General features: G+C 71.3%; 19 protein-coding genes, 1 pseudogene and 1 riboswitch. Of the genes and pseudogenes, 15 read left to right on the top strand and 5 right to left on the bottom strand.

Annotation, left to right across the window (positions count from 1 at the left end; all coding sequences use genetic code 11):
- Window positions 1-135: 135 nt before the first annotated feature.
- The 4 genes from QC385_RS10595 to QC385_RS10580 all read left to right on the top strand — a co-directional run bounded on the left by QC385_RS10595 (window position 136) and on the right by QC385_RS10580 (window position 5,468).
- The gene (locus QC385_RS10595; RefSeq protein WP_279541007.1) at window positions 136-2,211 is read left to right on the top strand and encodes an alpha-galactosidase; all 2,076 of its coding nucleotides are present in this window, start codon (window positions 136-138) and stop codon (window positions 2,209-2,211) included.
- A 310-nt stretch (window positions 2,212-2,521) separates the two neighbouring features.
- Window positions 2,522-2,683: riboswitch (cyclic di-AMP (ydaO/yuaA leader) on the top strand.
- Window positions 2,684-2,687: 4 nt separating this feature from the next.
- Window positions 2,688-3,620 carry a M23 family metallopeptidase gene (locus tag QC385_RS10590; protein ID WP_279541006.1) on the top strand — a complete coding sequence of 311 codons (933 nt, stop codon included), beginning with the start codon at window positions 2,688-2,690 and terminating at the stop codon, window positions 3,618-3,620.
- A gap of 200 nt (window positions 3,621-3,820) precedes the next feature.
- The gene (locus QC385_RS10585) at window positions 3,821-4,537 is read left to right on the top strand and encodes a DUF6250 domain-containing protein (RefSeq protein WP_279541005.1); all 717 of its coding nucleotides are present in this window, start codon (window positions 3,821-3,823) and stop codon (window positions 4,535-4,537) included.
- Between the two features lie 145 nt (window positions 4,538-4,682).
- Window positions 4,683-5,468: an SGNH/GDSL hydrolase family protein gene (locus QC385_RS10580; RefSeq protein ID WP_279541242.1), complete on the top strand. Its 786-nt coding sequence runs from the start codon at window positions 4,683-4,685 to the stop codon at window positions 5,466-5,468.
- Between the two features lie 267 nt (window positions 5,469-5,735).
- Here the strand turns inward: QC385_RS10580 and QC385_RS10575 are convergent, their stop codons facing one another.
- Both QC385_RS10575 and QC385_RS10570 read right to left on the bottom strand, forming a co-directional pair.
- Entirely contained in the window at window positions 5,736-7,076 is a 1,341-nt protein-coding gene (locus tag QC385_RS10575) for an MFS transporter (RefSeq protein ID WP_279541004.1), read from the bottom strand.
- A complete protein-coding gene (locus QC385_RS10570; protein WP_279541003.1) occupies window positions 7,073-7,738 on the bottom strand; it encodes an ArsR/SmtB family transcription factor in 666 nt (221 codons plus the stop codon). The genes QC385_RS10575 and QC385_RS10570 overlap by 4 nt, the downstream gene beginning before the upstream one ends.
- Before the next feature lie 235 nt (window positions 7,739-7,973).
- On the opposite strand from QC385_RS10570, the gene QC385_RS10565 reads away from it, so the two are divergent.
- Window positions 7,974-9,128 (top strand): hypothetical protein, encoded by a 1,155-nt coding sequence (locus QC385_RS10565; protein WP_279541002.1) that lies wholly within the window; start codon window positions 7,974-7,976, stop codon window positions 9,126-9,128.
- 34 nt (window positions 9,129-9,162) lie between these two features.
- Here QC385_RS10565 and QC385_RS10560 read toward each other — a convergent pair.
- Window positions 9,163-9,808: pseudogene (locus QC385_RS10560) on the bottom strand (serine hydrolase domain-containing protein).
- A gap of 225 nt (window positions 9,809-10,033) precedes the next feature.
- Between QC385_RS10560 and QC385_RS10555 the strand changes: the two are divergent.
- On the top strand, window positions 10,034-10,777 hold the full coding sequence (locus QC385_RS10555) for a helix-turn-helix domain-containing protein (RefSeq protein ID WP_279541241.1): 744 nt from the start codon (window positions 10,034-10,036) through the stop codon (window positions 10,775-10,777).
- Window positions 10,778-10,814: 37 nt separating this feature from the next.
- Here the strand turns inward: QC385_RS10555 and QC385_RS10550 are convergent, their stop codons facing one another.
- Window positions 10,815-11,429 (bottom strand): TetR/AcrR family transcriptional regulator, encoded by a 615-nt coding sequence (locus QC385_RS10550; protein WP_279541001.1) that lies wholly within the window; start codon window positions 11,427-11,429, stop codon window positions 10,815-10,817.
- 86 nt (window positions 11,430-11,515) lie between these two features.
- A complete protein-coding gene (locus QC385_RS10545) occupies window positions 11,516-12,694 on the bottom strand; it encodes a glutamate dehydrogenase (protein WP_279541000.1) in 1,179 nt (392 codons plus the stop codon).
- Between the two features lie 125 nt (window positions 12,695-12,819).
- Between QC385_RS10545 and QC385_RS10540 the strand changes: the two genes are divergently transcribed.
- From QC385_RS10540 to QC385_RS10500, 9 genes are all read left to right on the top strand, one after another.
- A complete protein-coding gene (locus tag QC385_RS10540) occupies window positions 12,820-14,085 on the top strand; it encodes an MBL fold metallo-hydrolase (RefSeq protein WP_279540999.1) in 1,266 nt (421 codons plus the stop codon).
- 536 nt (window positions 14,086-14,621) lie between these two features.
- Window positions 14,622-16,832 carry an ATP-binding protein gene (locus tag QC385_RS10535; RefSeq protein ID WP_279540998.1) on the top strand — a complete coding sequence of 737 codons (2,211 nt, stop codon included), beginning with the start codon at window positions 14,622-14,624 and terminating at the stop codon, window positions 16,830-16,832.
- 68 nt (window positions 16,833-16,900) lie between these two features.
- A complete protein-coding gene (locus QC385_RS10530; RefSeq protein WP_010044671.1) occupies window positions 16,901-17,335 on the top strand; it encodes a roadblock/LC7 domain-containing protein in 435 nt (144 codons plus the stop codon).
- Between the two features lie 2 nt (window positions 17,336-17,337).
- Window positions 17,338-17,709 carry a DUF742 domain-containing protein gene (locus tag QC385_RS10525; RefSeq protein WP_010044672.1) on the top strand — a complete coding sequence of 124 codons (372 nt, stop codon included), beginning with the start codon at window positions 17,338-17,340 and terminating at the stop codon, window positions 17,707-17,709.
- The gene (locus QC385_RS10520; RefSeq protein WP_279540997.1) at window positions 17,687-18,316 is read left to right on the top strand and encodes a GTP-binding protein; all 630 of its coding nucleotides are present in this window, start codon (window positions 17,687-17,689) and stop codon (window positions 18,314-18,316) included. Before QC385_RS10525 ends, QC385_RS10520 begins: the two co-directional genes overlap by 23 nt.
- 61 nt (window positions 18,317-18,377) lie before the next feature.
- Window positions 18,378-18,950 carry a GAF domain-containing protein gene (locus tag QC385_RS10515; protein WP_279540996.1) on the top strand — a complete coding sequence of 191 codons (573 nt, stop codon included), beginning with the start codon at window positions 18,378-18,380 and terminating at the stop codon, window positions 18,948-18,950.
- A 183-nt stretch (window positions 18,951-19,133) separates the two neighbouring features.
- Complete coding sequence (tdh, locus tag QC385_RS10510) at window positions 19,134-20,162, top strand: L-threonine 3-dehydrogenase (RefSeq protein WP_279540995.1); 1,029 nt, start codon at window positions 19,134-19,136, stop codon at window positions 20,160-20,162.
- A gap of 34 nt (window positions 20,163-20,196) precedes the next feature.
- Complete coding sequence (locus tag QC385_RS10505) at window positions 20,197-21,390, top strand: glycine C-acetyltransferase (protein WP_279540994.1); 1,194 nt, start codon at window positions 20,197-20,199, stop codon at window positions 21,388-21,390.
- 31 nt (window positions 21,391-21,421) lie between these two features.
- Window positions 21,422-22,324, top strand: coding sequence for a LysR family transcriptional regulator (locus QC385_RS10500; RefSeq protein ID WP_279540993.1), 903 nt, complete (start codon window positions 21,422-21,424; stop codon window positions 22,322-22,324).
- The last annotated feature ends 21 nt before the right edge of the window (window positions 22,325-22,345 follow it).

Below are 22,345 nucleotides of genomic sequence, written 5' to 3'. Positions count from 1 at the left end.
GCACCACTCGACGATACGACATGCCTGCCTGGGGCAATGAGTTGTCCACAGGCGTTGCCGGGAGCCCCCGCAGCCCTTGATGATGTTGGGACCTGGTCGCACCTGATCGGGCCTGTTCGAACCTGTGAGGGCTTGATGCTGGACATCTCCGAAGACGGTCGTACGTGGGTCCTCTCGGGGACGGCCAGTAGTTACGCCGTCCACGTCACCGACCGCGACGAACTGCTGCACCTGCACTGGGGCCCCCGGATCGGCCTCGCCGACGCCGAGGCCCTCGCCGTCCGGCCGCTGCCGGACTACTGGCCCTTCGAGTCGCCGCTCGACGGGCGCGAGGAGTATCCGGTCGAGGGCGGACCCCGTTTCGTCCGGCCCGCCCTGTCCGTCCGCACCCCGGAGCGGCGCGGCACCGAGTGGACCTACGAGGGACATGACACCGGGGACGGTGCGCTGCGGCTGCGCTTCCGCGACGGTGACCTGACCATCACGCTGCACTACCGGATGCGCTCCTCGACGGACGTCGTGGAGCGCTGGGTGACCCTCGACAACCACGGGCCGTCCGTCGAGGTGCTGCGCGCCGACTCCGCGACCTGGACCCTGCCCGACCGCGACGCCTGGCGGCTGTCCCAGCTGCACGGCCGCTGGGGCGCCGAGTCCCGGCTGGAGCGCTCCGCCCTCACTCATGGCGAGAAGGTCATCGGCAGCCGCCGCGGCCACACCGGTCACCAGCACCTGCCGTGGGTGGCGCTCGACACCGACGCCACCGAGGACCGCGGCGAGGTCTACGGATGTGCCCTGGGCTGGTCCGGGTCCTGGCGGATCGCCGTGGCTCAGCTCCCGGACGCGCGCGTACAGATCACCGGCGGGGCCGGGTACGACGACTCGGGCCTGCTGATGCTCGGCACGGGGGAGTCGTACACGACTCCCGTTTTCGCCGGGCTCTGGACCGACGGCGGCTTCGGCGGGGCGAGCCGCGCCTGGCACGCCTACCAGCGGGCGCACGTGATCCCGGACGCCGACCGGGACCGGCCGGTCCTGTTCAACTCCTGGGAGGCCACCGAGTTCGACATCTCCGAGGAGCAGCAGCGGGCGCTCGCCGAGCGGGCCGCCGCCATGGGCGTCGAGCTGTTCGTGGTCGACGACGGCTGGTTCGGAGCGCGTACGAGTGACCGGGCCGGACTCGGCGACTGGACCCCCAACCCCGACCGTTTCCCGGGCGGCCTCAAACCGCTCGCCGACCACGTGCACGGCCTCGGCATGCAGTTCGGTATCTGGGTCGAACCGGAGATGGTCAACGCCGACAGCGACCTGTACCGCGCACACCCGGACTGGGTGCAGTACCAACCGGGACGAAAGCGGACGGAGTTCCGCAATCAACTCGTACTGAACCTCGCCCGCGAGGATGTCCAGGAGTACCTCTGGCGACAGCTCGACGGGCTCCTCTCCAGCGCCCCGATCGACTACGTCAAGTGGGACTTCAACCGCTGCTTCACCGACGCCGGCTGGCCGGACGACCCCTACCCGCAGCGGCTGTGGGTCGACCACGTCCATGCCCTGTACGCCCTGCTGGACCGGCTGCGGGCCGCTCACCCCGGGGTGGCCTTCGAGTCCTGCTCGGGCGGCGGCGGCCGGATCGACCTCGGTGTGCTCAGCCGCACGGACCAGGTGTGGACCTCGGACAACACCGACCCGCTCGACAGGCTCGCCATCCAGCACGGCTTCAGCCAGATCCATCCGGCCCGGGTCATGGCCGCCTGGGTCACCGACAGTCCGAACGCCATGCTCAATCAGCGGGCCAGCTCCCTGCGGTTCCGCTTCGTCAGCGCCATGGCCGGAGTGCTCGGGGTCGGCGGCGACCTCACGAAGTGGACGGATGGGGAACTCGCCGAGGCGCGGGACTGGGTGGCGCTCTACAAGGAGATCCGGCCCGTGGTGCAGCGCGGCGACCAGTACCGGCTGCGCCCGCCGGAGGGCGGCCTGAGCGCCGTGCAGTACGCCCTCGGCGACGAGACCGTCGTCCTGGCCTGGCTCCAGGCGCAGCGCTACGGCGAGCCCGTAGCGGCGCTCCGGCTGCGCGGCCTCGATCCCACGGCATCGTACGAATGCCTCGAAACGGGCGAAGTTCACCGGGGTGCCGTGCTGCTCCATCACGGGCTGCGGGTCGGTCTGCGCGGGGATCTGGACGCCACCGTCGTCCGGCTTAAGCGTAAGTAGCCGTTCTGTCCGAATAGGGAGTGCTTCGGTTATTTCGGCATAACGTGCCCCGATCGTAAAGGAGATGAGGTCGGGGTGCGTGAGCATCGTCATATTCGTGACGATGTGTTGTTGCCATGTGCACGTAATTACGGCTTTATTCAGGGGCATTGAGGAAAGCGGGAGATCGGTAATCCACGCTCGGTGACGAAAAATGTGCCGGTGCGTCAAGAAAAACGCCGTCGCACGCAACCGCGAACTTGTCCCTTTGCGTCTTGGTCGCTTACGTTCCACCCCAATCCGGACGGACGCCTAATCCTGCCGCCGCCCGGAGCCCCACACACTGACCCGACGTACGGCAGGAGCGGGGGACCCACAGGTAAGACGCCTGTTCCGGTTCCCGGAACGGCTTGGGGTTAAGCCGCGCCTCGGCGTGGCCGGGCATCTCCAGCCCGAACCCGACAGCTCACCTCGCAGGCGACGGAGAGGAATTCGCCATGCCCGCGAAGGGTAAGCACCGCCGCCCGAAGACCCAGCGCTTCACCCGCTCCATCGCCGTCGCCGGAACCGGTGGAGCCGCTCTCGCCCTTCCGCTCATGGGGGCCGCCGGCGCCCACGCCGCCACCCCGCAGTCGGCTGCGGAAAAGACCGTCCAGTCCGCTCCGGCCGCCGAGAAGAAGGCAGCCGAAAAGGCCACGGGCGCCCGCACGTACACCGTGCAGTCCGGTGACTATCTCGCGAAGATCGCCGACGAGCAGAACGTCGACGGGGGCTGGAAGAAGCTCTACACGGACAACCGTGACGCCGTCGGCGACGACCCGTCGCTGATCCACCCGGGCCTGAAGCTGTCGATCGGCAAGAAGGCGGCGGGTGAGTCCAAGGCCTCGGCCCCGGCCCCGTCGAAGTCCTCGGCCTCCAAGTCCTCGAAGTCCTCGGCTGTCAAGCCCTCGGCTCCGAAGTCGTCCGCCTCCGAGTCCTCCTCCAAGCCGGCTGCCGCCAAGCCGGCCGCCGCGACCTCCAGCGGCTACAGCGCCCCGGTGGACGGCGCCACCGTCGGCACCCCGTACCGGATGTCCGGCAGCATGTGGTCCAGCGGCTACCACACCGGTGTCGACTTCGTCGTCCCGACGGGCACCTCGCTCAAGGCCGTCGGCGCCGGCACGGTCGTCTCCGCCGGCTGGGGCGGCGCGTACGGCAACCAGGTCGTCATCAAGCTGAACGACGGCAGCTACGCGCAGTACGCCCACCTGTCCTCGCTCTCCGTCTCGGCGGGCCAGACCGTGAGCGCGGGACAGCAGGTCGGCCTCTCCGGTGCCACCGGCAACGTGACCGGTCCGCACCTGCACTTCGAGATCCGCACCACGCCGGACTACGGCTCGGACGTGGACCCGGTCGCCTACCTGCGCTCGCACGGCGTCTCCGTCGGCTGACCGACCGCACGACCACCCGCCTGACACGCGACCGTCGGCCGGACTCCGATCCCCGGGTCCGGCCTTCGGTGTGTCCGGGCTCGTGGTGATCGGCCGTCTCCAAGGGATCGACAGCGGGCGGCAGTTGGGACACAGTGATCCAGTCCGGAGCGCAAGCGCTTTCTAGAGCCTTCCAGGCGGATCCCCGAGGAGAGTGTCCCGTGCCGACCACTCGCAGAGCGTTCGCAGCCCTGACCGCCGGAGCCGCCCTGGCGGCCCTCGCCCCGACGGGCGCAGCCCACGCCGCGCCCCGGCACCGCCGCCTCATCGCCCGCGACGACTTCTGTCACGGCCTCTCCCAGTGGGCGACCGAACTCCAGGACGGCGGGACCGTGACCGCCTCTCGCGGCGTCCTGGAGATCGACGTACCGAGCGGGGCGACCGTGTGGTTCAGGCGGCGGCTCGACGGGCCGTACGTCCTCGAGTACACCGCCACGCCGGTCTCCGAGGGCGGGGTCAACGACCGTGTCTCGGACCTCAACAACTTCTGGAACGCGACCGACGTCCGCTCCCCGGGCGATCTCTTCGCCACGCCGCGCGGTGGGGCGCTGGAGGAGTACGACCACCTGACGACGTACTACGCGGGCTACGGCGCGAACTACAACACCACGACCCGGCTGCGGCGGTACGTCGGCGAACCCGGCGTGCGGCCCTTGGTCTACGACTACACCGAGCCGCTGCTGGTCCCCAACGGGCCCCACCGGGTCCGGATCGTCTCGGACGGCTCGACGGTCAGGTGGTGGAACAACGGGCGCCTCGTCTTCGACTACACGGACCCGCAGCCGTACACCAGCGGGCACTTCGCCTTCCGGACCGTGTGGAGCCACTTCCGGATCACGGGCTTCCGGGTGTGGCGACTGACCCCCCAACGTCGCTGACGGGTGACCTATTCCGGAGTTGGCGAACACTTGGGAAGTGGCTTATCTCACCGCCCGTCAACCCCTGCCTACGGTCGCGTAGGTCACATTAGAGGGTGAATCATGAGCGGCTGTGGCAGACGATTCGAAGAGTGACAGCAGAGCAGTGATCGGGTCGTACGTGGCGGTGGGGGACAGCTTCACCGAGGGCGTCGGTGACCCCGGCCCCGACGGGGCGTTCGTCGGCTGGGCCGACCGGTTCGCCGTCCTGCTCGCCGACCGGCGGCCCGAAGGCGACTTCCGGTACACCAACCTCGCGGTGCGCGGGAAGCTCCTCGACCAGATCGTGGCGGACCAGGTTCCGCGGGCCGTCGAAATGGCCCCCGACCTCGTCTCGTTCTGCGCCGGGGGCAACGACATCCTCCGGCCCGGAACCGACCCGGACGAGGTGGCCGAGCGGTTCGAGCGGGCCCTCGTGCGGCTCACCGCCGTGGCCGGCACGGTGATGGTGACGACCGGGTTCGACACCCGGGGGATGCCCGTGCTCAAGCACCTGCGCGGCAAGATCGCGACGTACAACGGGCATGTCCGGGCCATCGCCGACCGGTACGGCTGCCCTGTCCTCGACCTGTGGTCCCTGCGCAGCGTCCAGGACCGCAGGGCCTGGGACGCCGACCGGCTGCACCTGTCGCCCGAGGGGCACACGCGAGTGGCGCTGCGCGCGGGGCAGGTGCTCGGGCTGGAGGTTCCGGCCGACCCGGAGCAGCCGTGGCCGCCGCTTCCGGCCCGCGGGCCGCTCGAGGTCCGGCGGGACGATGTGCACTGGGCGCGGGAGTTCCTGGTGCCGTGGATCGGGCGGCGGCTGCGTGGGGAGTCGTCGGGGGATCACGTGACGGCCAAGGGGGCTCTGTCGCCGGAGGACATCAGGATGCGGATCGCTGCGGTGGCGTGAGGGGGCGGGCGTGCGCGTGCCCCCGGCGGTTGTTGGGCGGGGTGCCTGCGGCGGCCTGTGCGGCTTCGGTGGGGGTGCGCCGCCTGCGCCTGCGCGGTGGTGGTGGGTCGGGGCCGCGCCGGGGGGTGTCCGTCCTCGGAACGGCGCGATGGGGCCGGACGCCGACTGACTGGCGTCGACGCGCCAACCGCTGCGGGCGGCCCCCCGACACGTCCCCTTCTCGCCGTAGGCGGGCGCGGGCGCGTCCTGGGCAAGGGCGCGTGGAGGTCATGTCACTGCATTCGCACTGCCTCGGGGGATCTCTTCGTCCTTGGTCTGCGGCTTCAGGGCGCCCCGCCCACGCGTACGGTCCATGTCGCGCCATTCCGGCCGCAGTCCGGCCAGGTTCGTGGTGAGGAAGTACGCGGCGCCGCAGGCGAGCAGCACCGGCACGAGTCCGACAGCGGTCACCGTCGGTCCGGCGACCAGCCCGCCGAGAGGGATACCGGCCCAGGCCAGCGAGTCACCGAGCGCGTTGACCCGGCCCAGCATCTGGCGCGGCACTCGCTCGACGAGGACGGCTCCCAGCACCGGGTTGACGAAGCCGGCACCGAACCCGCTGACCGCGAAGACGGCCAGTACCACGCCCAACGGGGCGTCGAAGGCGAGGATCAGGAACCTCGGTGCTCCGACCAGCAGGAATCCGGTGAGAACCACCACCCGCCGCCGCAGCCGGTGCGCGACCACTGTGGCGATCAGGCTGCCGCCGACCGCCGCGGCCCCCATCACGCTGCCCATGAGGCCGATCGCGGTCGGCCCGTTGCCGGACTCTCTGGCCCAGACGGGTATGAGCACCGAGTTGAGCGCCGCGTCCAGCAGGTTGGTGATGCCGACCATGGCGATGACGGTGAGCAGCAGCGGCTCGCCGCGCAGGAAGGTGAAGCCCTCGCCGAACCGCCGCCAGTAGCCCGGTGACGTTCCTCCGGTCCGCGAGGGGGCTTCCTCCACCGCGTGCCCCATGCCGCGAGGTAGCGCGAGTTTGATGATCAGCGATCCGAGCGCGAAGCAGACCGCGTTGACGGCCAGTCCGGTCAGGGGACCGAGCAGCGCCACCAGGGATCCGCCGGCCGCCAGGCCGACGGTGGAGGCGAGCCGCTCGGTCACACCGGACAGACCGGTGGCCCGCTCCAGTGGCACCCGGCCGCGCTCGGCCGCTTCCGGGACCATCACCTCCTTGGCCAGGTCGCCGGGTCCACGCGCCGCGCCGATCAGCGCGACCAGGGCCAGCAGGAGCGGAAAGGACAGCAGGTCCAGGGTGTGGAGCAGGGGAACCGCCGCGGCGGCGGTCGCGCTGGCCAGATCGGTGGTCCAGGAAACGGCCCGCGGGCCGATCCGGTCCACCAGCGGTCCGGTGAACGCCTTGACCACCACGTAGGGAGCCATCTCGCAGAAGGCGACCAGTCCGGTCTGAGTGGCGCTGCCGGTTGTGACGAGGACGAACCAGGGCAGTGCCACGACGGAGATCCGAGTGCCGGTCAGCGACACGGCCATGGCCGCCAGCACCCCGCCCAGCGGCCGTAGGGATCTCTTGCCGGGTAAGCCGCCGGCCTCCGAGGCGTCGTCGGTCATGACGTCGGACTTCCTTCCTCTTCCTGAGGGCCGGAAGGGGGCGACGGCGCGGCAGGCGCATCCAGTTCGGGCAGGATCTGTGTGATCAGGGCGACCCGTTCGGCTCCCTCGGGGGCGCTTGCCGCCGTCTCCGGCGCGTCTCGCCGGTAGCGCGCGATGACTTCCGTCAAGTCCCGGTACAGGGCGGTGGCTTCCTCGGGCGTGAGCCGCAGGGCCCAGTCGCTCATGTCGAAGGTGTTCCGCCATGCGCGGGGCATCGTCTGAAGCCCGTTCAGGGTCTGCTGCGTGCGCAGGGTGTAGATGGCGGCGACGGACTGCTGGTAGGCCAGTGCGGCCTCGGGTTCCCGCTCGGCCAGCTCCGGATCGTTGAACCAGGTCGTCCGGTGCACCGAACGCCACCAGCGCTCTCGCGCGTTGCCGCGTTCGGTGTCCTCCTCGACAAAACCGGCCGCGCCGAGCTGTCGGAGGTGGTAGCTGGCCGTACCGGAGTTCACGCCCAGCCGCTCCGCGAGGCGGGTGGCCGTCGAGGGGCCGAATTTCCGCAACAGCCCGACCAACTGCACGCGCACGGGATGCGCCAGGGCACGCAGCCCCTTGGCATCCAGGACAACCGAGTCCTCTTCACCGCTCGGGGCTTCCGGCCCCTCCACTGCATCAGCCATACGAGACACGGTAGTTCGCAAAGGGTTCTTCGCAAAGGGGTCTTCGCGAAGAACTCTTTGCGGTTCACCTCGCTTGCGATGTGCTTGCTCGAAAGAGTGATCACTGCGAGGCGGGCCTCGCTTTTTGCGCAAACAGTGACCATTGCCGTGAATCATGTGCGTCGCGCGCTTGGTGAGTGCCGTCTCTTCCACCCGTCGGACGGGACGGCAAACGGCTCGGACCACGGAGGACTCCATGGACCGTCGTACGTTTCAGCGAGGGCTTGTCGCGCTCGGCGCCGCGGGAGGAGCCGGTCTCGCGCTCGGTCCGGACGCCGCGTCGGCCGCACCTGCCGGCTCTGGCCCCGCCACGCCGGACGCGCTCCGGAGCCGGTCGTTGAGGGAGTACGCCCTTCCCGAGGCCGGGCAGACCCACGAACCGGTGAAGGTGCCCGGCGCCCCGCTGCTTCTCGTCACCCAGTGGTACCCGAGCCGACTGCTCAAGCTCTCCCTGGACCCGCACACCGAACAGGTCACCGGGCTGGCGCAGTTCCCGCTGGGAGACGACGCGGACCTGCCGCACGGCCTGGCCGCCTCCACCCGTTATCCGGGCCGGATCTGGGCCACGCTGGAAGGTGCGCACCACTTGCTGCTGCTGGACCCGGCCCCGCACTCGTTGCAGGCGGCGCCGCGGGTACTGCGCGACATCCCGCTCCCCGCCGGCGGATTGGGCCCTCACTACGTGGGGGAGTACGGCGACCTGCTGTGGGTCAGCCTCAAGGGCAGCAACCAGGTGCTGGCCATCGACCACCGTCACCCCGACCGTCACTGGTTCTTCGAGGCCCGCGCGCAGCCGATCTTCGTCGGCCGGCACCCGGTGAGCGGGGAGTGCTACGCGAGCCAGGACAAGGCCGGTTCCCTGCTGCGGATTCCCTTCCCGTCCGGCCGTACGACGACCCAGATCGCGATTCCGCCCGAGCGCGGTGCCACCCCCGCCGGGGTGATCGCCTGTCTCGACGCGCTGTGGGTGGCGCTGCTCGGTACGGAGGACGGCGGCACGGGCAGCTTCGGGAGGATCGACGAGCACGGCCGGATCACCTGGTACCGCCTGTCCTCTCCCATGGCGCGCTCGGCCGGTCTGCTGCACATCGCCTTCGACCCGCCCAAGTCGGGCCGCGGGCCGGGGCTGTGGCTCCTGGGCTCGTCCATCATCAGCGACCGTGTCCTGGATCTGATCCTGCGTGTGGAGCTGGACCGCTCGCATCGGCGGATCGTCGCCGAGGAGGCGGTGGCGCTGCCCACCCAGTTGTCGAAAGCCCACCGCCTGCTGGTGACCCGACGCAGCGTCTTCGCCACGGAGATGCGCAGCTCGACCCTCGCCCATCTGGAAGTACCCCAGGACAACCGCTGATCCGCTCACGCCGAGCCCGGCGTGACCACTGTCCTCAGAACACCTCCCTGACCAGCATCCGCGTCACCTCCTGGAACGGTCCGGCCAGTGACATCGTCGCGTCGTCCACATAGTTCAGCGCGGCGGTCAGGGTCTTGCTGCCGTCGGGCGTGCTGTACATCAGTGCCGCGTGGCCCGTGATGCCGCCGTTGTGGGTGATGATCGTGCCGCCGCGCTCCGTTTCCTGCACGAACACCCCCAGGCCGTAACCCGCCTTGGGATGCGGCTTGCACATCTCGGCCAGCAGCGAAGGCGGCAGGAGCTTGCCGCGCATGAGGGCGGAGATGAACGTGTGGAGGTCCTGGGTCGTCGAGATCGCCGGTGAAGTTGAACACCCCGCTGGTGTGCTGGAGCCGCATCCGTACCGTGATCCGCCGGTCCAGCCGGAGCGCGGGCAGGTATTCATCCGCCGGGGTGTCCAGCCCGATCCCGCCTTCCGCCACCAGTTGCAGCACCAGGGTCGCGATGAAGGTCTTCGTGTTGCTGCCGATCCGGCAGTGTCCGTCGGTCGGAGGCTCGGCACTCTCGCCCAGCCTGCCGACCCCTGCGCTGCCGACCCACTCGCCCCGCTCGTCGTGCACGCGCAACTGCACCCCGGTGCAACCGGAGTCGACGATCTCCTGAAGGGCCTTCTGCAACATGGCTGTACCACTCCTTCGACTCTTCGTTTCGAACAATGGAAAAGCTACGTTGCGTTCATGGTCGCAGTAACATACTTGTTGCGCTTGATTGCTATTATCCGAGTTCAAATGCGTGAAAACGTTGCAATGGGCTTAGTTTTAATGCAACGATCGCCGCATGCTCGTTGCAATGAATGGAAAGTGAACGCTATGCTCGACGCGTCGGGCAACACGAAGGAGACCGCGATGCCGGGAGGCAGGCTCAGCCAGCAGGAACGCCAGCAGATCGCGCAGGGGCTGGCCGACGGCCTCGCCTACGCGGAGATCGCCAGACGTCTCGATCGTCCGACCTCGACGGTCACGCGTGAGGTGATGCGCAACGGCGGGCCCACCACCTACCGCGCCGACCTGGCCCACCGCGCCACCGAACGCCGCACCCGCCGGCGCAGGCAGGCCACGCCCCGGGGAGCGGAGGCGCCCGCGCTGGGCCACGGGCGCGACGTCGAGGCCGTGCGCGAGTACGAGGAGATGTTCACGACCCTCCTGATGGGGCAGGGCCTGCCCAAGATGATGTCCCGGGTGCTGACCTGCCTCTACACCACCGACGCGGGCAGCCTCACCGCGTCCGAACTCGTCCGGCATCTCCAGGTCAGCCCGGCGTCCGTCTCCAAAGCGGTCGCGTTCCTCGAAAGTCAGGGCCTCATCCGCCGGGAACGCGACGAGGGCCGCCGCGAGCGCTACGCCGTCGACGACGACGTCTTCTACCAGTCGATGATCGCCAGCGCCCGGTCCAGCGCCCAGCTCGCCGAGACCGCACGGCAGGGCGTCGGCGTCCTCGGCCCCGACACCCCGGCCGCCACCCGCCTCGAGAACATCGCGCGCTTCGTCGACTTCGTCGCCGAGAGCCTCATCCGCGCCGCGGAGCAGGCCCGCGAGGTCCTCCACACCAAACCCGAGACGGCCTCGGACGGCACCGGCAATCGCGCATAGACAGCGGATGGATGGCTCTCCCGGGTGGCCGGACCGGTCAGGGCCGGGTCAAGGCCGCGGATTCCAGGCCCAGTTCGCGAGCCAGCGCTTCCTCGGCCCACTCCTGCGCCCGGGCCCGCGGCAGCGCGCCCGCGTAGGACGTCAGCTGGACGGCGAGGCCGTCGAGGAAGGCGGTGAGGCGGAGGGCCGTGCCGTGCGGGTCGGGGCAGGGGAACTCGCCCGCCGCCACGCCCTCCGCGATGACCTCGGCGAGGGCCGCCTTCCACTGCCTGTCGAGGTCCTGGGTGACCTCACGCAGCGCGGGCTCGCGCAGTGCCGCCGCCCAGCCCTCGATCCACAGCGGCCAGCCCTTGGCCTGGCCTGTCGGGGCGTACCACCGTACGGCCGACCGCAGCCGGCGCAGTGCCGACGTACGGCGGCCGAGGAGCCTGCGCAGATGGGCGAGGTCGGCCTCGGCCGCGTGCCGGAACGCTGCGGCGACCAGCTTCTCCTTGGTCGAGAAGTGATAGAGCACCAGCGCGTTGCTCACGCCGAGCGCCGAGGCCACGTCGGCGATCCTGACCGCCGCCACACCCCGGGCCTCGATCTGCTCGACGGCGGCCCGCAGCAGTTCGCCGCGCCGTTCCGCCACGGTCAACCGGACTCTCGTCACGCCGTCACCCTACACACGCGCGTGGACCCGCTTGACGTGTGTATTCGGCCGGTCCGGCGAGGTGCCCGCGGGTGCCTCGCCGTCCGTCAGCGGTACCAGCCGAAGCGTTCCGCTATGACCGGCAGCCGGTCCGCCACGAGCGCGTGGGCGGCGGCCCGCGGTGTCGTGCCGTCGGACTGTGCGCGGGCCAGCATCCGCTCGACCAGGGACCGCATCGAGCGGCGTGTGTGCGCGAACGCCTCCTCGGCGTCGGCGCCGATGTCCCCGAACAGCGTCCACCACCACCAGGCGTTCGTCCCGGAGTTGACCACGACGTCCGGCAGTACGGTCACGCCCCGTGCGGCCAGCAGCAGTTCCGCCTCCGGCCGTACGGGCATGTTGGCCGCCTCGACGACCCAGCGGGCGGTGATCCGCCCCTGGTTCCCGGCGTCGATCGCGTACGAGACGGCGGCGGGCACCAGGACGTCCGCGTCGGCCGACAGCCAGGCGTCGCCCGGCAGTTCGCGGTCGCCGGGGCGCAGCACGGAACGGTCCACCGTGCCATGGGCATCCCGCGCGGCGAGCAGCGCCTCGATGTCGAGCCCCGCCGGGTTGGCGATCGTGCCCTTGATGTCCGCGACGGCCACGACGGTGAGTCCCGCGCGGCCGAGGAAGCGCGCGGTGGCCCCGCCCATGGTGCCGAGCCCCTGGAGGGCGACCCGCGTTCCCGCGTGGGGCACCCCGGAACGGTCCAGCGCCGTGAGGGCCGCCTCGGCCACTCCGCAGCCGCCGACCAGCTCGTCCAGGCCGATCCCGTCCACCTCCACCGCGAACGCGTCCCCGAGCCGCCGCCGGGCCTCGGCCCCGTCCTCCAGCAGCGGGTACACGGCCTGGATGGAGGAGACCAGCCCCGCCTCGGCCGCGGCCCGGTCCACCAGGTCCTGGCTGAGTCCGAGGTCCTCGCCGGTCGTCCAGAAGCTCTCGATGTGCGGCCGCATGGCGCGCAGATACCGCACCAGCAGCGGGTAGGCCTCCGGATCGCGCGGGTCGCAGTCGATGCCGCCCTTGGCGCCGCCGAGCGGGACGTAGCGGCTGTCGGGGTCGTAGTGGAGGGCCTCCTTCATGGTCATGCCGCGTGCCAGGCCGGTGACCTCGTCCAGGGTGCAGCCCGGGCGCATCCGCAGGCCGCCGCTGGCGACACCGCGCACCAGCCGGTCGACGACCAGGAAGCCCTGACGGCCGGTGATGTGGTCGGTCCAGGTGACGGACAGCAGGGGACTGGCCATGCGGGCTCCTTCGCCGTGATTACTGAATATCGGTTCAGTATCACCGTCGTGGGACCCCTGCGGCCCAGTGTTGCCGGAGGGGCCGCCCATAATGGAAAGCCTGACCGACTCCACCTGGAGGTACCGTGGCCGGTTTCCGTTCTCTGAGCTCCGGGCTCCGCGCGCTCCGGCCCGGCGCGTTCGGCGCGGACCCGAGCGGGGAGCGCATGGCGCGCATCCGCAGATCGCCCCACTTCGAGAACGGGGTCTTCCGGAACCCCGGCGGCCCCGCGCGGACCCGGCCCTCGGGCTCCGCCCTGGACTTCGCGAAGGTCTTCTTCGACAAGGAGACCCGGCCCCGCCGCAGTCCGAAGGGCACCGTGCCGGTGCACGCCACCACCCTCGCCGACATCGCCCGGCCGCCGGCCACCGGGCTGCGGCTGACCTGGATGGGGCACTCCAGCGTGCTCGCCGAGATCGACGGCAGGCGTGTTCTCTTCGACCCGGTGTGGGGCGAGCGGTGCTCCCCGTTCCCCTTCGCCGGCCCCAAGCGGCTGCACCCGGTGCCCCTGCCGCTGGCCGCGCTCGGCCCGGTCGACGTCGTGGTCATCTCGCACGACCACTACGACCACCTGGACATGCCCACCATCAAGGGCCTGGCCGGCACCGACACGCTGTTCGCCGTACCGCTCGGCGTCGGTGAGCACCTGGAGCGCTGGGGCGTGTCCGCCGGCCGGCTGCGCGAACTGGACTGGCACGAGGCCACGAAGATCGGCGGCCTCACCCTGACCGCCACTCCGGCCCGCCACTTCTGCGGCCGGGGGCTGCGCAACACCCAGCACACCCTGTGGGCCTCCTGGGTCGTCGCCGGTGACGAGCACCGGATCTACCACAGCGGCGACACCGGCTACTTCGACGGCTTCCAGGAGATCGGCGCGGAGCACGGACCGTTCGACGCCACGATGATCCAGATCGGCGCGTACTCCGACTTCTGGCCCGACATCCACATGACTCCCGAGGAGGGCATGCGCGCCCACCTCGACCTCCAGGGCGGACCGGAGCACGGCCCGATGCTGCCGATCCACTGGGCCACGTTCAACCTGGCGACCCACCCTTGGGCGGAGCCCGGCGAGGGGACGCTGGCGGCCGCCCGTGACGTGGGCGCCCGGATCGCCCTGCCGCACCCCGGTGAACCCTTCGAGCCCACGGCCGGGACGGTCCCGTCCGAGCCGTGGTGGCGTGGGGTGGCGCTCGCCCCGACGGGTGGCTTCCCGGCCGGCGAAACCCTCGCCGACGCCACGATCAGGACCGCGTCGAACGCGGCAGCCGTGGCCCAGGCCGATACGTTGAGTGACGAAGAGGGCAAGGCGGGAAAGGGCACGGAGGACCCTGAAACGCTTCCGGCGGGCTGAGCCGGAGCGGACGGCGGGCAGGCGGCGAGGGCCGGGGAGCGTGAGGCTCCCCGGCCCTCGCCGTGTCTGTGTGACGGCTTCTGACCAGGTCGGATCGAACTGCTTTCGGTCGTGCTCGGACGTGTCTCGGAGTTATCGGTCTGTCGTACGAGACCTCATACCAGAGCGGGACGCTCACCGTATGAGTTTGTCAACTGCCCACCGCACATGATGCGCTGACGACTACTGTCAGTGTCCGTCGGGAAACAGGCGGATCAGGGAGTGGGGACCGGCACGTGCAGGCGCAAGGCGGACGAGGGAGTCGACGCGAGGGGGATTCCCGCTGCCCGCGCACGGCCGACGCCGGTACGGGCGCCGCCGTGGTGGCCTCCTCCGGCCCCGGGCAGCGCACGGACCCCGGACGCGGCGGTGCAGGGCGGGAGCGGGGCGAGCCCGGACTGACGGCTCGGAGCGCGCGGAAGCGACCCCGTGAGCCCGGTCGTACCACCGCAAGCCCCCCTGGCACCCAGGCCCGACGGACCAGTTCGAGGACACCGATGTCGCACCTCCGCGCCCCGGCCGCACGCGCAGACCGCCGTGAAGGCGGGCGGCATGGGCGGCCGGCCGCCCGCACCGCACCGGCGCTGCCCGAGACCCATATACGGCCCCAGCTGCTGCGTCTCGCCGTGCTGCCGCCCACCGCCGTCGCCCTCAGCGGCTGTGCCGCCGTCCTCTTCACCGTCCGGTCCACCGGAGCGCGGCCGGGACCGATGCTGTGGGCCGTGCTCGCCGGGGCGGTCTCGGTGACCCTCGTCGGCATCGTCGTCGCCGCGGTCGCCGCCAACCGGGCCGCCCGGACCGTGTACGACCGCATCGGTGTCCTGCGCCGCACCACCGCACGGCGCGAGGCGGACCTGCGCGCCCTGGTCGAGACGCTGCGCCGCGGCGACGGACCGCCGCAGCTCGGCCCGCCGGCCGGTCAGCGGGGCGGTCCCGCCGAGGGCGCCGACGACTTCGAACTCCTCGGCGCCGACCTGACCCGTGCGCACGACGGCGCCCTCAGCGCCGTCGTCCAGGCCTCACAGCTCTCCAGCCAGGCGGGCAGCGAACAGAAGCTCGAGGTGTTCGTCAACCTCGCCCGGCGCCTCCAGTCGCTGGTGCACCGCGAGATCTCCATCCTCGACGAGCTGGAGAACGAGATGGAGGACCCCGACCTGCTCAAGGGGCTCTTCCACGTCGACCACCTCGCCACCCGCATCCGCCGTCACGCCGAGAACCTCGCCGTGCTCGGCGGGGCCGTCTCCCGCCGCCAGTGGAGCAACCCGGTCTCCATGACCGAGGTGCTGCGCTCGGCCATCGCCGAGGTCGAGCAGTACTCGCGGGTCAAGCTCGTGCCGCCGATCGACGGCACCCTGCGGGGACACGCCGTGGCCGACGTCATCCACCTGCTGGCCGAACTCGTCGAGAACGCCACGGTGTTCTCCGCCCCGCACACCCAGGTGCTGCTGCGCGCCAACCTCGTCACCTCCGGGCTCGCCGTCGAGGTCGAGGACCGCGGACTGGGCATGCCCCTGGAGGAGCAGACGCGGATGAACGCGCTGCTCGCCGACCCGGACCAGGTCAACGTCGCCCGGCTCCTCGCGGACGGCCGCATCGGGCTGTTCGTCGTCTCGCAGCTGGCCAGGCGGCACGGCATCACCGTCCGCCTCCAGAGCAACATCTACGGCGGGGTACAGGCGGTGCTCGTCGTGCCGCAGGCGCTGCTGGGGGCGGAGACGGGCGCGCCCGGGGGCACCGGGCAGCCGGAGGGAGGGGCGGGCGGTACGGATCGCCCGGCCGTACCGCTGCGGCAGACCCGGCAGAACGGACAGCAGGGACAGCTCGGGCAGTCCGCGGCCGGGGCAGGAGACGGCCTGGCGTCCAGGGGGACCTCCCGGGCCGAGGGGGCCGCGTCCGGTGGGGCCGGGCCCGGAAGCTCGCCCGGGGCCGGATCAGCGCCCGCGCCGGTGGGATACGGAGTCTCGTCCGGGGCAGGTGCCGCGCCCGAAGCGCCGCAGTCTGTCCCGCCCGCCGCATCCCGGGCGCCCCGCCAGGAGGCCGAACGGGGCTCCGGCGGAAGCCCGCAGAGCGGTCGGCCCGCGCCCCTGCCCGTGCGCGGGACCCACCGGGAGCGGTCCAACCCGGCCGAGGCGCGGCCCGGTATCAGTGCCGAAGACCGGCGCGTCCTCGCCGAGAACGTGACCGAGCCGCCGACCCCGCGCAACGGCACCGTGCGCGGCACCATGGGCAAGCCCCAACTGCCCCGCCGCCGCGCCCAGGAGCACATCGCCCCGCAGCTGCGCGACGGTCCCACGCCGCGCCAGGACTCCGACCACCTCGTCAGCCACGACCCCGGCCTGATGGCGGCCTTCCAGCGCGGCATCAGCCTCGCCGAAGCCCAACAGCACATGGAGGCCGGGCACACGGAGTGGGGCGACATGGAGCCGACGCACATGGAGCCGACGCATATGGAGTCGGCGCACACGGGGCCGGTACACGTGCAGCCGCCCCACAGCGAGCCCACATACGGGGAGCTCACACACCGGGAGTCCACACACTGGGAGTCCGCACACAGGGACCCGATCCCCATGGAGCCGGTGCACACCGAGTCCCTCCCCATCGTGGACGCGACCCGTACCACCGAGGCGCACGGCGCCCGGGACGGTGTGACCGCGTCCCGCCCCGACCACACCACCACCCGGCACGACGGGAGCGCACCCGCCGGATGACCACCCCCGTTTCCACCCCCACCCCCAGCGCTCCCGCAGACCTTCGTACCCCAAGGAGTCGATCCACCATGGCGAGCGATGCGCCGACCGCCCATGTTTCCGATCTCGACTGGCTGATGAGCGGCCTCGTGCAGCGCGTACCGCACACGACCGCCGCGGTGCTCCTGTCCTGCGACGGACTCGTGAAGTCCGTGCACGGCCTCGACCCGGACAGCGCCGACCACATGGCCGCCCTGGCCTCCGGCCTGTACTCCCTCGGCCGCAGCGCCGGCGTCCGCTTCGGCGACGGCGGCGACGTCCGGCAGGTCGTGGTCGAACTGGCCTCGACGCTGCTGTTCGTCACCACCGCCGGCTCCGGAACCTGCCTGGCCGTGCTCGCCGGCCGTGAGGCCGACGCGGCCGTCCTCGGCTACGAGATGGCGATGCTGGTCAAGAGCGTCCGCCCGTACCTGGTCACCGCTCCCCGCCAGCAGTCCGTCGAATCCCCGGCGATGAGGCCTTGAGCGTGGCGGCGGCCGGTGACGGGCCCTGGCTCGACGACGCGGCCGGGCGGCTGGTGCGCCCGTTCACGGTCAGCAACGGCCGCACCCGTCCCACCGTCGCGCTCGACCTCATGTCGCAGGTGATGGCCACTGGGGCGACCCCCCTCGGCTACCTCGGCCCCGAGCACGCGCAGGCACTCGAGCGGTGCAGTGTGCCCGTCGCGGTCGCGGAGGTCGCCGCCCATCTGAAACTGCCGGTGGCCGTCACCAAGGTGCTGCTGGCGGACCTCGTCGACTGCGGGGCGCTGACCACCAAGCCCCCCGCGTTCCACCACAACCCGACGGACCGGGCCCTTCTGGAGGCAGTGCTCGATGGACTACGACGACAGCTCTGACTACGCCGACGCTTCCGGCCACGGCGGCGATCCCTTCCCCACCGCCCTCAAGATCCTGGTGGCGGGCGGCTTCGGCGTGGGCAAGACGACCCTCGTCGGCGCGGTCAGCGAGATCGCGCCGCTCAGCACGGAGGAGCTGCTCACCACCGTCAGTGCCGCGACCGACAACCTCGACGGCATCGAGAACAAGGTCGAGACGACCGTGGCCATGGACTTCGGCCGCATCACGCTCGACCCGAGACACGTGCTGTACCTGTTCGGCACCCCCGGCCAGGAGCGGTTCTGGTTCATGTGGGACGAGTTGTGCGAGGGCGCGCTCGGTGCGGTCATCCTCGCCGACACCCGCCGCCTCGAGGAGTGTTTCGCGGCCGTCGACTTCTTCGAACAGCGCGGCCTCGGCTTCATCGTCGCCGTGAACGAGTTCGACGGCTCCTACCGCTACGACCCCGAGGAGGTGCGCGCGGCCCTCGATCTCTCCGAGGAGATCCCCGTCGTGTGCTGTGACGCCCGGATCTCCAGCTCCGGGGTCCAGACCCTGCTGACCCTCGTGCGTCACCTCATCGCCCATGCGCCCGCCTCCACGACGGGGTATGGCGCCCACATGTGATTCCCCAACACCCGCCAGGGAGCCCGTATATGACGCATGCCCACAGTCCGGGAGGACGCCCATGAGCTACGACCCGCCGCGCCCGGCCGGTCGTCTACTGCTCACACCCGAGGACAAGGAGGCCCCCGCCCGAGCCGGCCGACTGCGCCTGCTGGGCCTGGGGGAGCGCCCCGAACCCGCACTCGACGCCTTCGCGCACCGCCTCGCCGAGTTCACCGGGGCGCCGTACGCCATGGTCAACTTCCCGGACGAGCGGGGCCAGTTCTACGCGGGGCTGTACGTTCCGGCCGTCGCGCCGGTGGTGCGGAGCGACGGCTCCAGCCCCCGGGTGGGCCGTACTCTGCCCCGCGACCACGGTTTCTGCCCCCATGTGGTGGCGCGGCGCAAAGCCCTGGTCCTGGAGGACGTCCACGACTATCCGCGCTTCGCGGGCAATCCGGTGGTCGACGAGTTCGGTATCCGCTCCTATCTGGGAGCACCGCTCATCGACGGCTCGGGCCTGGTGCTGGGCACGGTCAGCGTCGCCGACATCGGGCCCCGGCCCTGGGGGAAGCCGGGCCTGACGGCCATCAAGGAACACGCGGCGCAGCTCGTCGTGCAGCTGGAGGGCTGGGACGGCAGGCTGCCCTACTGATACGCCCCGGGTTTCCGCGGCGCACCCGCGGGCGTGAAGGAAAGCTGAGGCGCCGCTTAAGAAAACCTCGATGGACCGGTGCGGCCGCCGTACGGCAGATTGCTGTGCGATTCCACTCCTCTCCCGGCCCAGGGGCACCTTCGGCGTGCCCGGACCCGGGACTCATCCCCTGGAGCCGTAGCGGTGAAGGCGCTGGTCAAACAGAAGGCGGAGCCCGGACTGTGGCTCGCGGACGTCCCTGAGCCCGCCGTCGGGCCCGGAGACGTACTGATCAAGGTGCTGCGCACCGGCATCTGCGGTACCGACCTGCACATCAGGGCCTGGGACGGCTGGGCGCAGCAGGCCATCCGCACCCCGCTCGTGCTCGGCCACGAATTCGTCGGCGAGGTCGTCGGGACCGGGCGGGACGTCACCGACATCGCCGTCGGCGACCGGGTGAGCGGCGAGGGCCACCTGGTGTGCGGCAAGTGCCGCAACTGCCTGGCGGGCCGCCGTCACCTGTGCCGGGCCACCATCGGGCTGGGCGTGGGCCGGGACGGGGCGTTCGCCGAGTACGTGGCCCTGCCCGCCGCCAACGTCTGGGTGCACCGGGTGCCCGTCGACCTCGACGTGGCCGCGATCTTCGACCCGTTCGGCAACGCCGTGCACACCGCGCTGTCGTTCCCGCTCGTCGGCGAGGACGTGCTGATCACCGGCGCGGGCCCGATCGGCCTGATGGCCGCCGCCGTGGCCCGGCACGCCGGAGCCCGCAACGTCATGATCACCGACGTCAGTGAGGAGCGGCTGGAACTGGCCCGCAAGATCGGTGTCAGCCTCGCGCTCAATGTCGCCGGCGCCACCATCGCCGACGGGCAGCGCACGCTCGGCCTGCGCGAGGGCTTCGACATCGGCCTGGAGATGTCCGGCCGCCCCGAGGCCATGCGGGACATGATCGCCAACATGACGCACGGCGGCCGGATCGCGATGCTCGGCCTGCCCGCGCAGGAGTTCCCCGTCGACTGGGCCCGGATCGTCACCTCGATGATCACCGTCAAGGGCGTCTACGGCCGCGAGATGTTCGAGACCTGGTACGCGATGTCCGTGCTGCTGGAAGGCGGTCTCGACCTCGCGCCCGTGATCACCGGCCGGTACGGCTTCCGCGACTTCGAGGCGGCGTTCGCCGACGCGGCGAGCGGCCGCGGCGGCAAGGTCATCCTCGACTGGACCGCGTAACTCCCCCTCACCGCCAAGCACTTCAGGAGCCCTCATGTTCGACTCCGTGCGCGACGACCTGCGCGCCACCCTGGACGAGATCCGCGCCGCCGGACTGCACAAGCCCGAGCGCGTGATCGGCAGCCCGCAGTCCGCCACCGTGAACGTCACCGCGGGTGGCCGGCCGGGCGAGGTCCTCAACTTCTGCGCCAACAACTACCTCGGCCTCGCCGACCACCCCGAGGTCGTCGCCGCCGCCCACGAGGCCCTGGACCGCTGGGGCTACGGCATGGCGTCCGTCCGCTTCATCTGCGGCACCCAGGAGGTGCACAAGGAACTGGAGGCGCGGCTGTCGGCGTTCCTCGGCCAGGAGGACACGATCCTGTACTCCTCCTGCTTCGACGCCAACGGCGGCGTCTTCGAGACGCTGCTCGGCCCCGAGGACGCGGTCATCTCCGACGCGCTCAACCACGCGTCGATCATCGACGGCATCCGCCTGTCCAAGGCCCGCCGCCTGCGGTACGCCAACCGCGACCTCGCCGAGCTGGAGGCCCGGCTGAAGGAGGCCTCCGACGCGCGCCGGAGGCTGATCGTCACCGACGGCGTCTTCTCCATGGACGGCTACGTCGCCCCGCTGCGCGAGATCTGCGACCTCGCCGACCGCTACGACGCGATGGTCATGGTCGACGACTCGCACGCCGTCGGCTTCGTCGGCCCCGGCGGCCGCGGCACACCCGAGCTGCACGGCGTCATGGACCGCGTCGACATCATCACCGGCACCCTCGGCAAGGCGCTCGGCGGCGCCTCCGGCGGTTACGTCGCCGCCCGCGCCGAGATCGTCGCCCTGCTGCGCCAGCGCTCCCGGCCGTACCTCTTCTCCAACACCCTCGCCCCCGTGATCGCGGCGGCCTCCCTGAAGGTGCTCGACCTGCTGGAGTCGGCGGACGACCTGCGCGTCCGGCTCGCCGAGAACACGGCCCTCTTCCGCAGCCGCATGACCGAGGAGGGCTTCGACGTCCTCCCCGGTGACCACGCCATCGCCCCGGTGATGATCGGGGACGCGGCGGTCGCCGGGCGCATGGCGGAGTTGCTGCTGGAGCGCGGTGTGTACGTGATCGGCTTCTCGTACCCGGTGGTGCCGCAGGGCCAGGCCCGGATCCGCGTCCAGCTGTCGGCCGCGCACTCGACCGAGGACGTCAACCGCGCGGTCGACGCCTTCGTGGCGGCACGGGCGGAGCTGGCCGGCTGAAAAACACCGGCGACCTGAGAGAATCGATCGCATGATCGAAGCGCGGCGGCTCCACATCCTCCGTGCGGTGGCCGACCACCGCACGGTGACGGCGGCGGCCGCCGCGCTGTACCTGACCCCGTCGGCCGTGTCCCAGCAGCTCGCCGCGCTGGAGCAGGAGACCGGGCACCGGCTCGTCGAGCGCGGCGCCAAGGGCGTACGCCTCACCCCCGCCGGCGAGATCCTGCTCAGCCACACCAACGCGGTCCTCGCCCAGCTGGAGCGGGCCGAGGCCGAACTGGCCGCCTACAGCTCGGGAGCGGCCGGCACCGTCACGGTCGCCTCCTTCGCGACCGGCATCGTCCTGGTCGTCGCGCCCGCGGTGGCCCGCCTCGCCGAGTCGGCGCCCGGGATCCGCATCCGCGTCCAGGACGCCGAGGGCGACGCCAGCCTGCCGATGGTGCTGGACCGGCAGGTCGATGTCGCCGTCGCCGTCGAGTACCGGGGCGCCCCGGCCGCCGACGACCCGCGACTGACCCATGTGCCGCTCTATGCCGAGCCCTTCGACGCGGTCGTGCCGGTCACCCACCGTCTGGCCGACGCGGCGGAGGTCCCGCTCGCCGAACTGGCCAAGGACTCGTGGATCGGCCCGTACCCCGGCAATCCCTGCCACGACGTGGTGGTCCTGGCCTGCGAGAACGCCGGCTTCCAGCCCCGCATGGAGCACTCCTCGGACGACTTCCGCGCGGTCGTCGCCCTCGCCTCCGCCGACGCGGGCGTCGCCCTCGTGCCGCGTTCGGCGCTGCGCGGCATGGACCTCGCCGGAGTGGTCGTCCGTCCCGTCGACGGCACGGCCCCCACCCGGCGGGTCTTCGCCGCCGTACGCCGGGGAGCCGAGGGGCATCCCCTGATCCGCCCGGTGCTGGACGCGCTCGGTGCGGCGGCCCAGGTGTGAGGGCTCGTTAACGCGGCTGTC

It is taken from the genome of Streptomyces sp. DH10 (assembly GCF_029813805.1).
Classification (GTDB): Bacteria; Actinomycetota; Actinomycetes; order Streptomycetales; family Streptomycetaceae; genus Streptomyces; species Streptomyces coeruleofuscus.
The sequence above is the reverse complement of the archived record's forward strand: the minus strand, read 5'-3'. Positions and strand labels throughout refer to the sequence as shown.

Coding starts and splice junctions, on each gene's coding strand:
- QC385_RS10575 (WP_279541004.1), bottom strand. CDS start 7,076: ATGACCGACGACGCCTCGGAGGCCGGCGGCTTACCCGGCAAGAGATCC.
- QC385_RS10570 (WP_279541003.1), bottom strand. CDS start 7,738: ATGGCTGATGCAGTGGAGGGGCCGGAAGCCCCGAGCGGTGAAGAGGAC.
- QC385_RS10530 (WP_010044671.1), top strand. CDS start 16,901: ATGGCGAGCGATGCGCCGACCGCCCATGTTTCCGATCTCGACTGGCTG.
- QC385_RS10520 (WP_279540997.1), top strand. CDS start 17,687: ATGGACTACGACGACAGCTCTGACTACGCCGACGCTTCCGGCCACGGC.
- QC385_RS10500 (WP_279540993.1), top strand. CDS start 21,422: ATGATCGAAGCGCGGCGGCTCCACATCCTCCGTGCGGTGGCCGACCAC.
- QC385_RS10555 (WP_279541241.1), top strand. CDS start 10,034: ATGCCGGGAGGCAGGCTCAGCCAGCAGGAACGCCAGCAGATCGCGCAG.
- QC385_RS10545 (WP_279541000.1), bottom strand. CDS start 12,694: ATGGCCAGTCCCCTGCTGTCCGTCACCTGGACCGACCACATCACCGGC.
- QC385_RS10515 (WP_279540996.1), top strand. CDS start 18,378: ATGAGCTACGACCCGCCGCGCCCGGCCGGTCGTCTACTGCTCACACCC.
- QC385_RS10565 (WP_279541002.1), top strand. CDS start 7,974: ATGGACCGTCGTACGTTTCAGCGAGGGCTTGTCGCGCTCGGCGCCGCG.
- QC385_RS10505 (WP_279540994.1), top strand. CDS start 20,197: ATGTTCGACTCCGTGCGCGACGACCTGCGCGCCACCCTGGACGAGATC.
- QC385_RS10595 (WP_279541007.1), top strand. CDS start 136: ATGCTGGACATCTCCGAAGACGGTCGTACGTGGGTCCTCTCGGGGACG.
- QC385_RS10590 (WP_279541006.1), top strand. CDS start 2,688: ATGCCCGCGAAGGGTAAGCACCGCCGCCCGAAGACCCAGCGCTTCACC.
- QC385_RS10535 (WP_279540998.1), top strand. CDS start 14,622: ATGTCGCACCTCCGCGCCCCGGCCGCACGCGCAGACCGCCGTGAAGGC.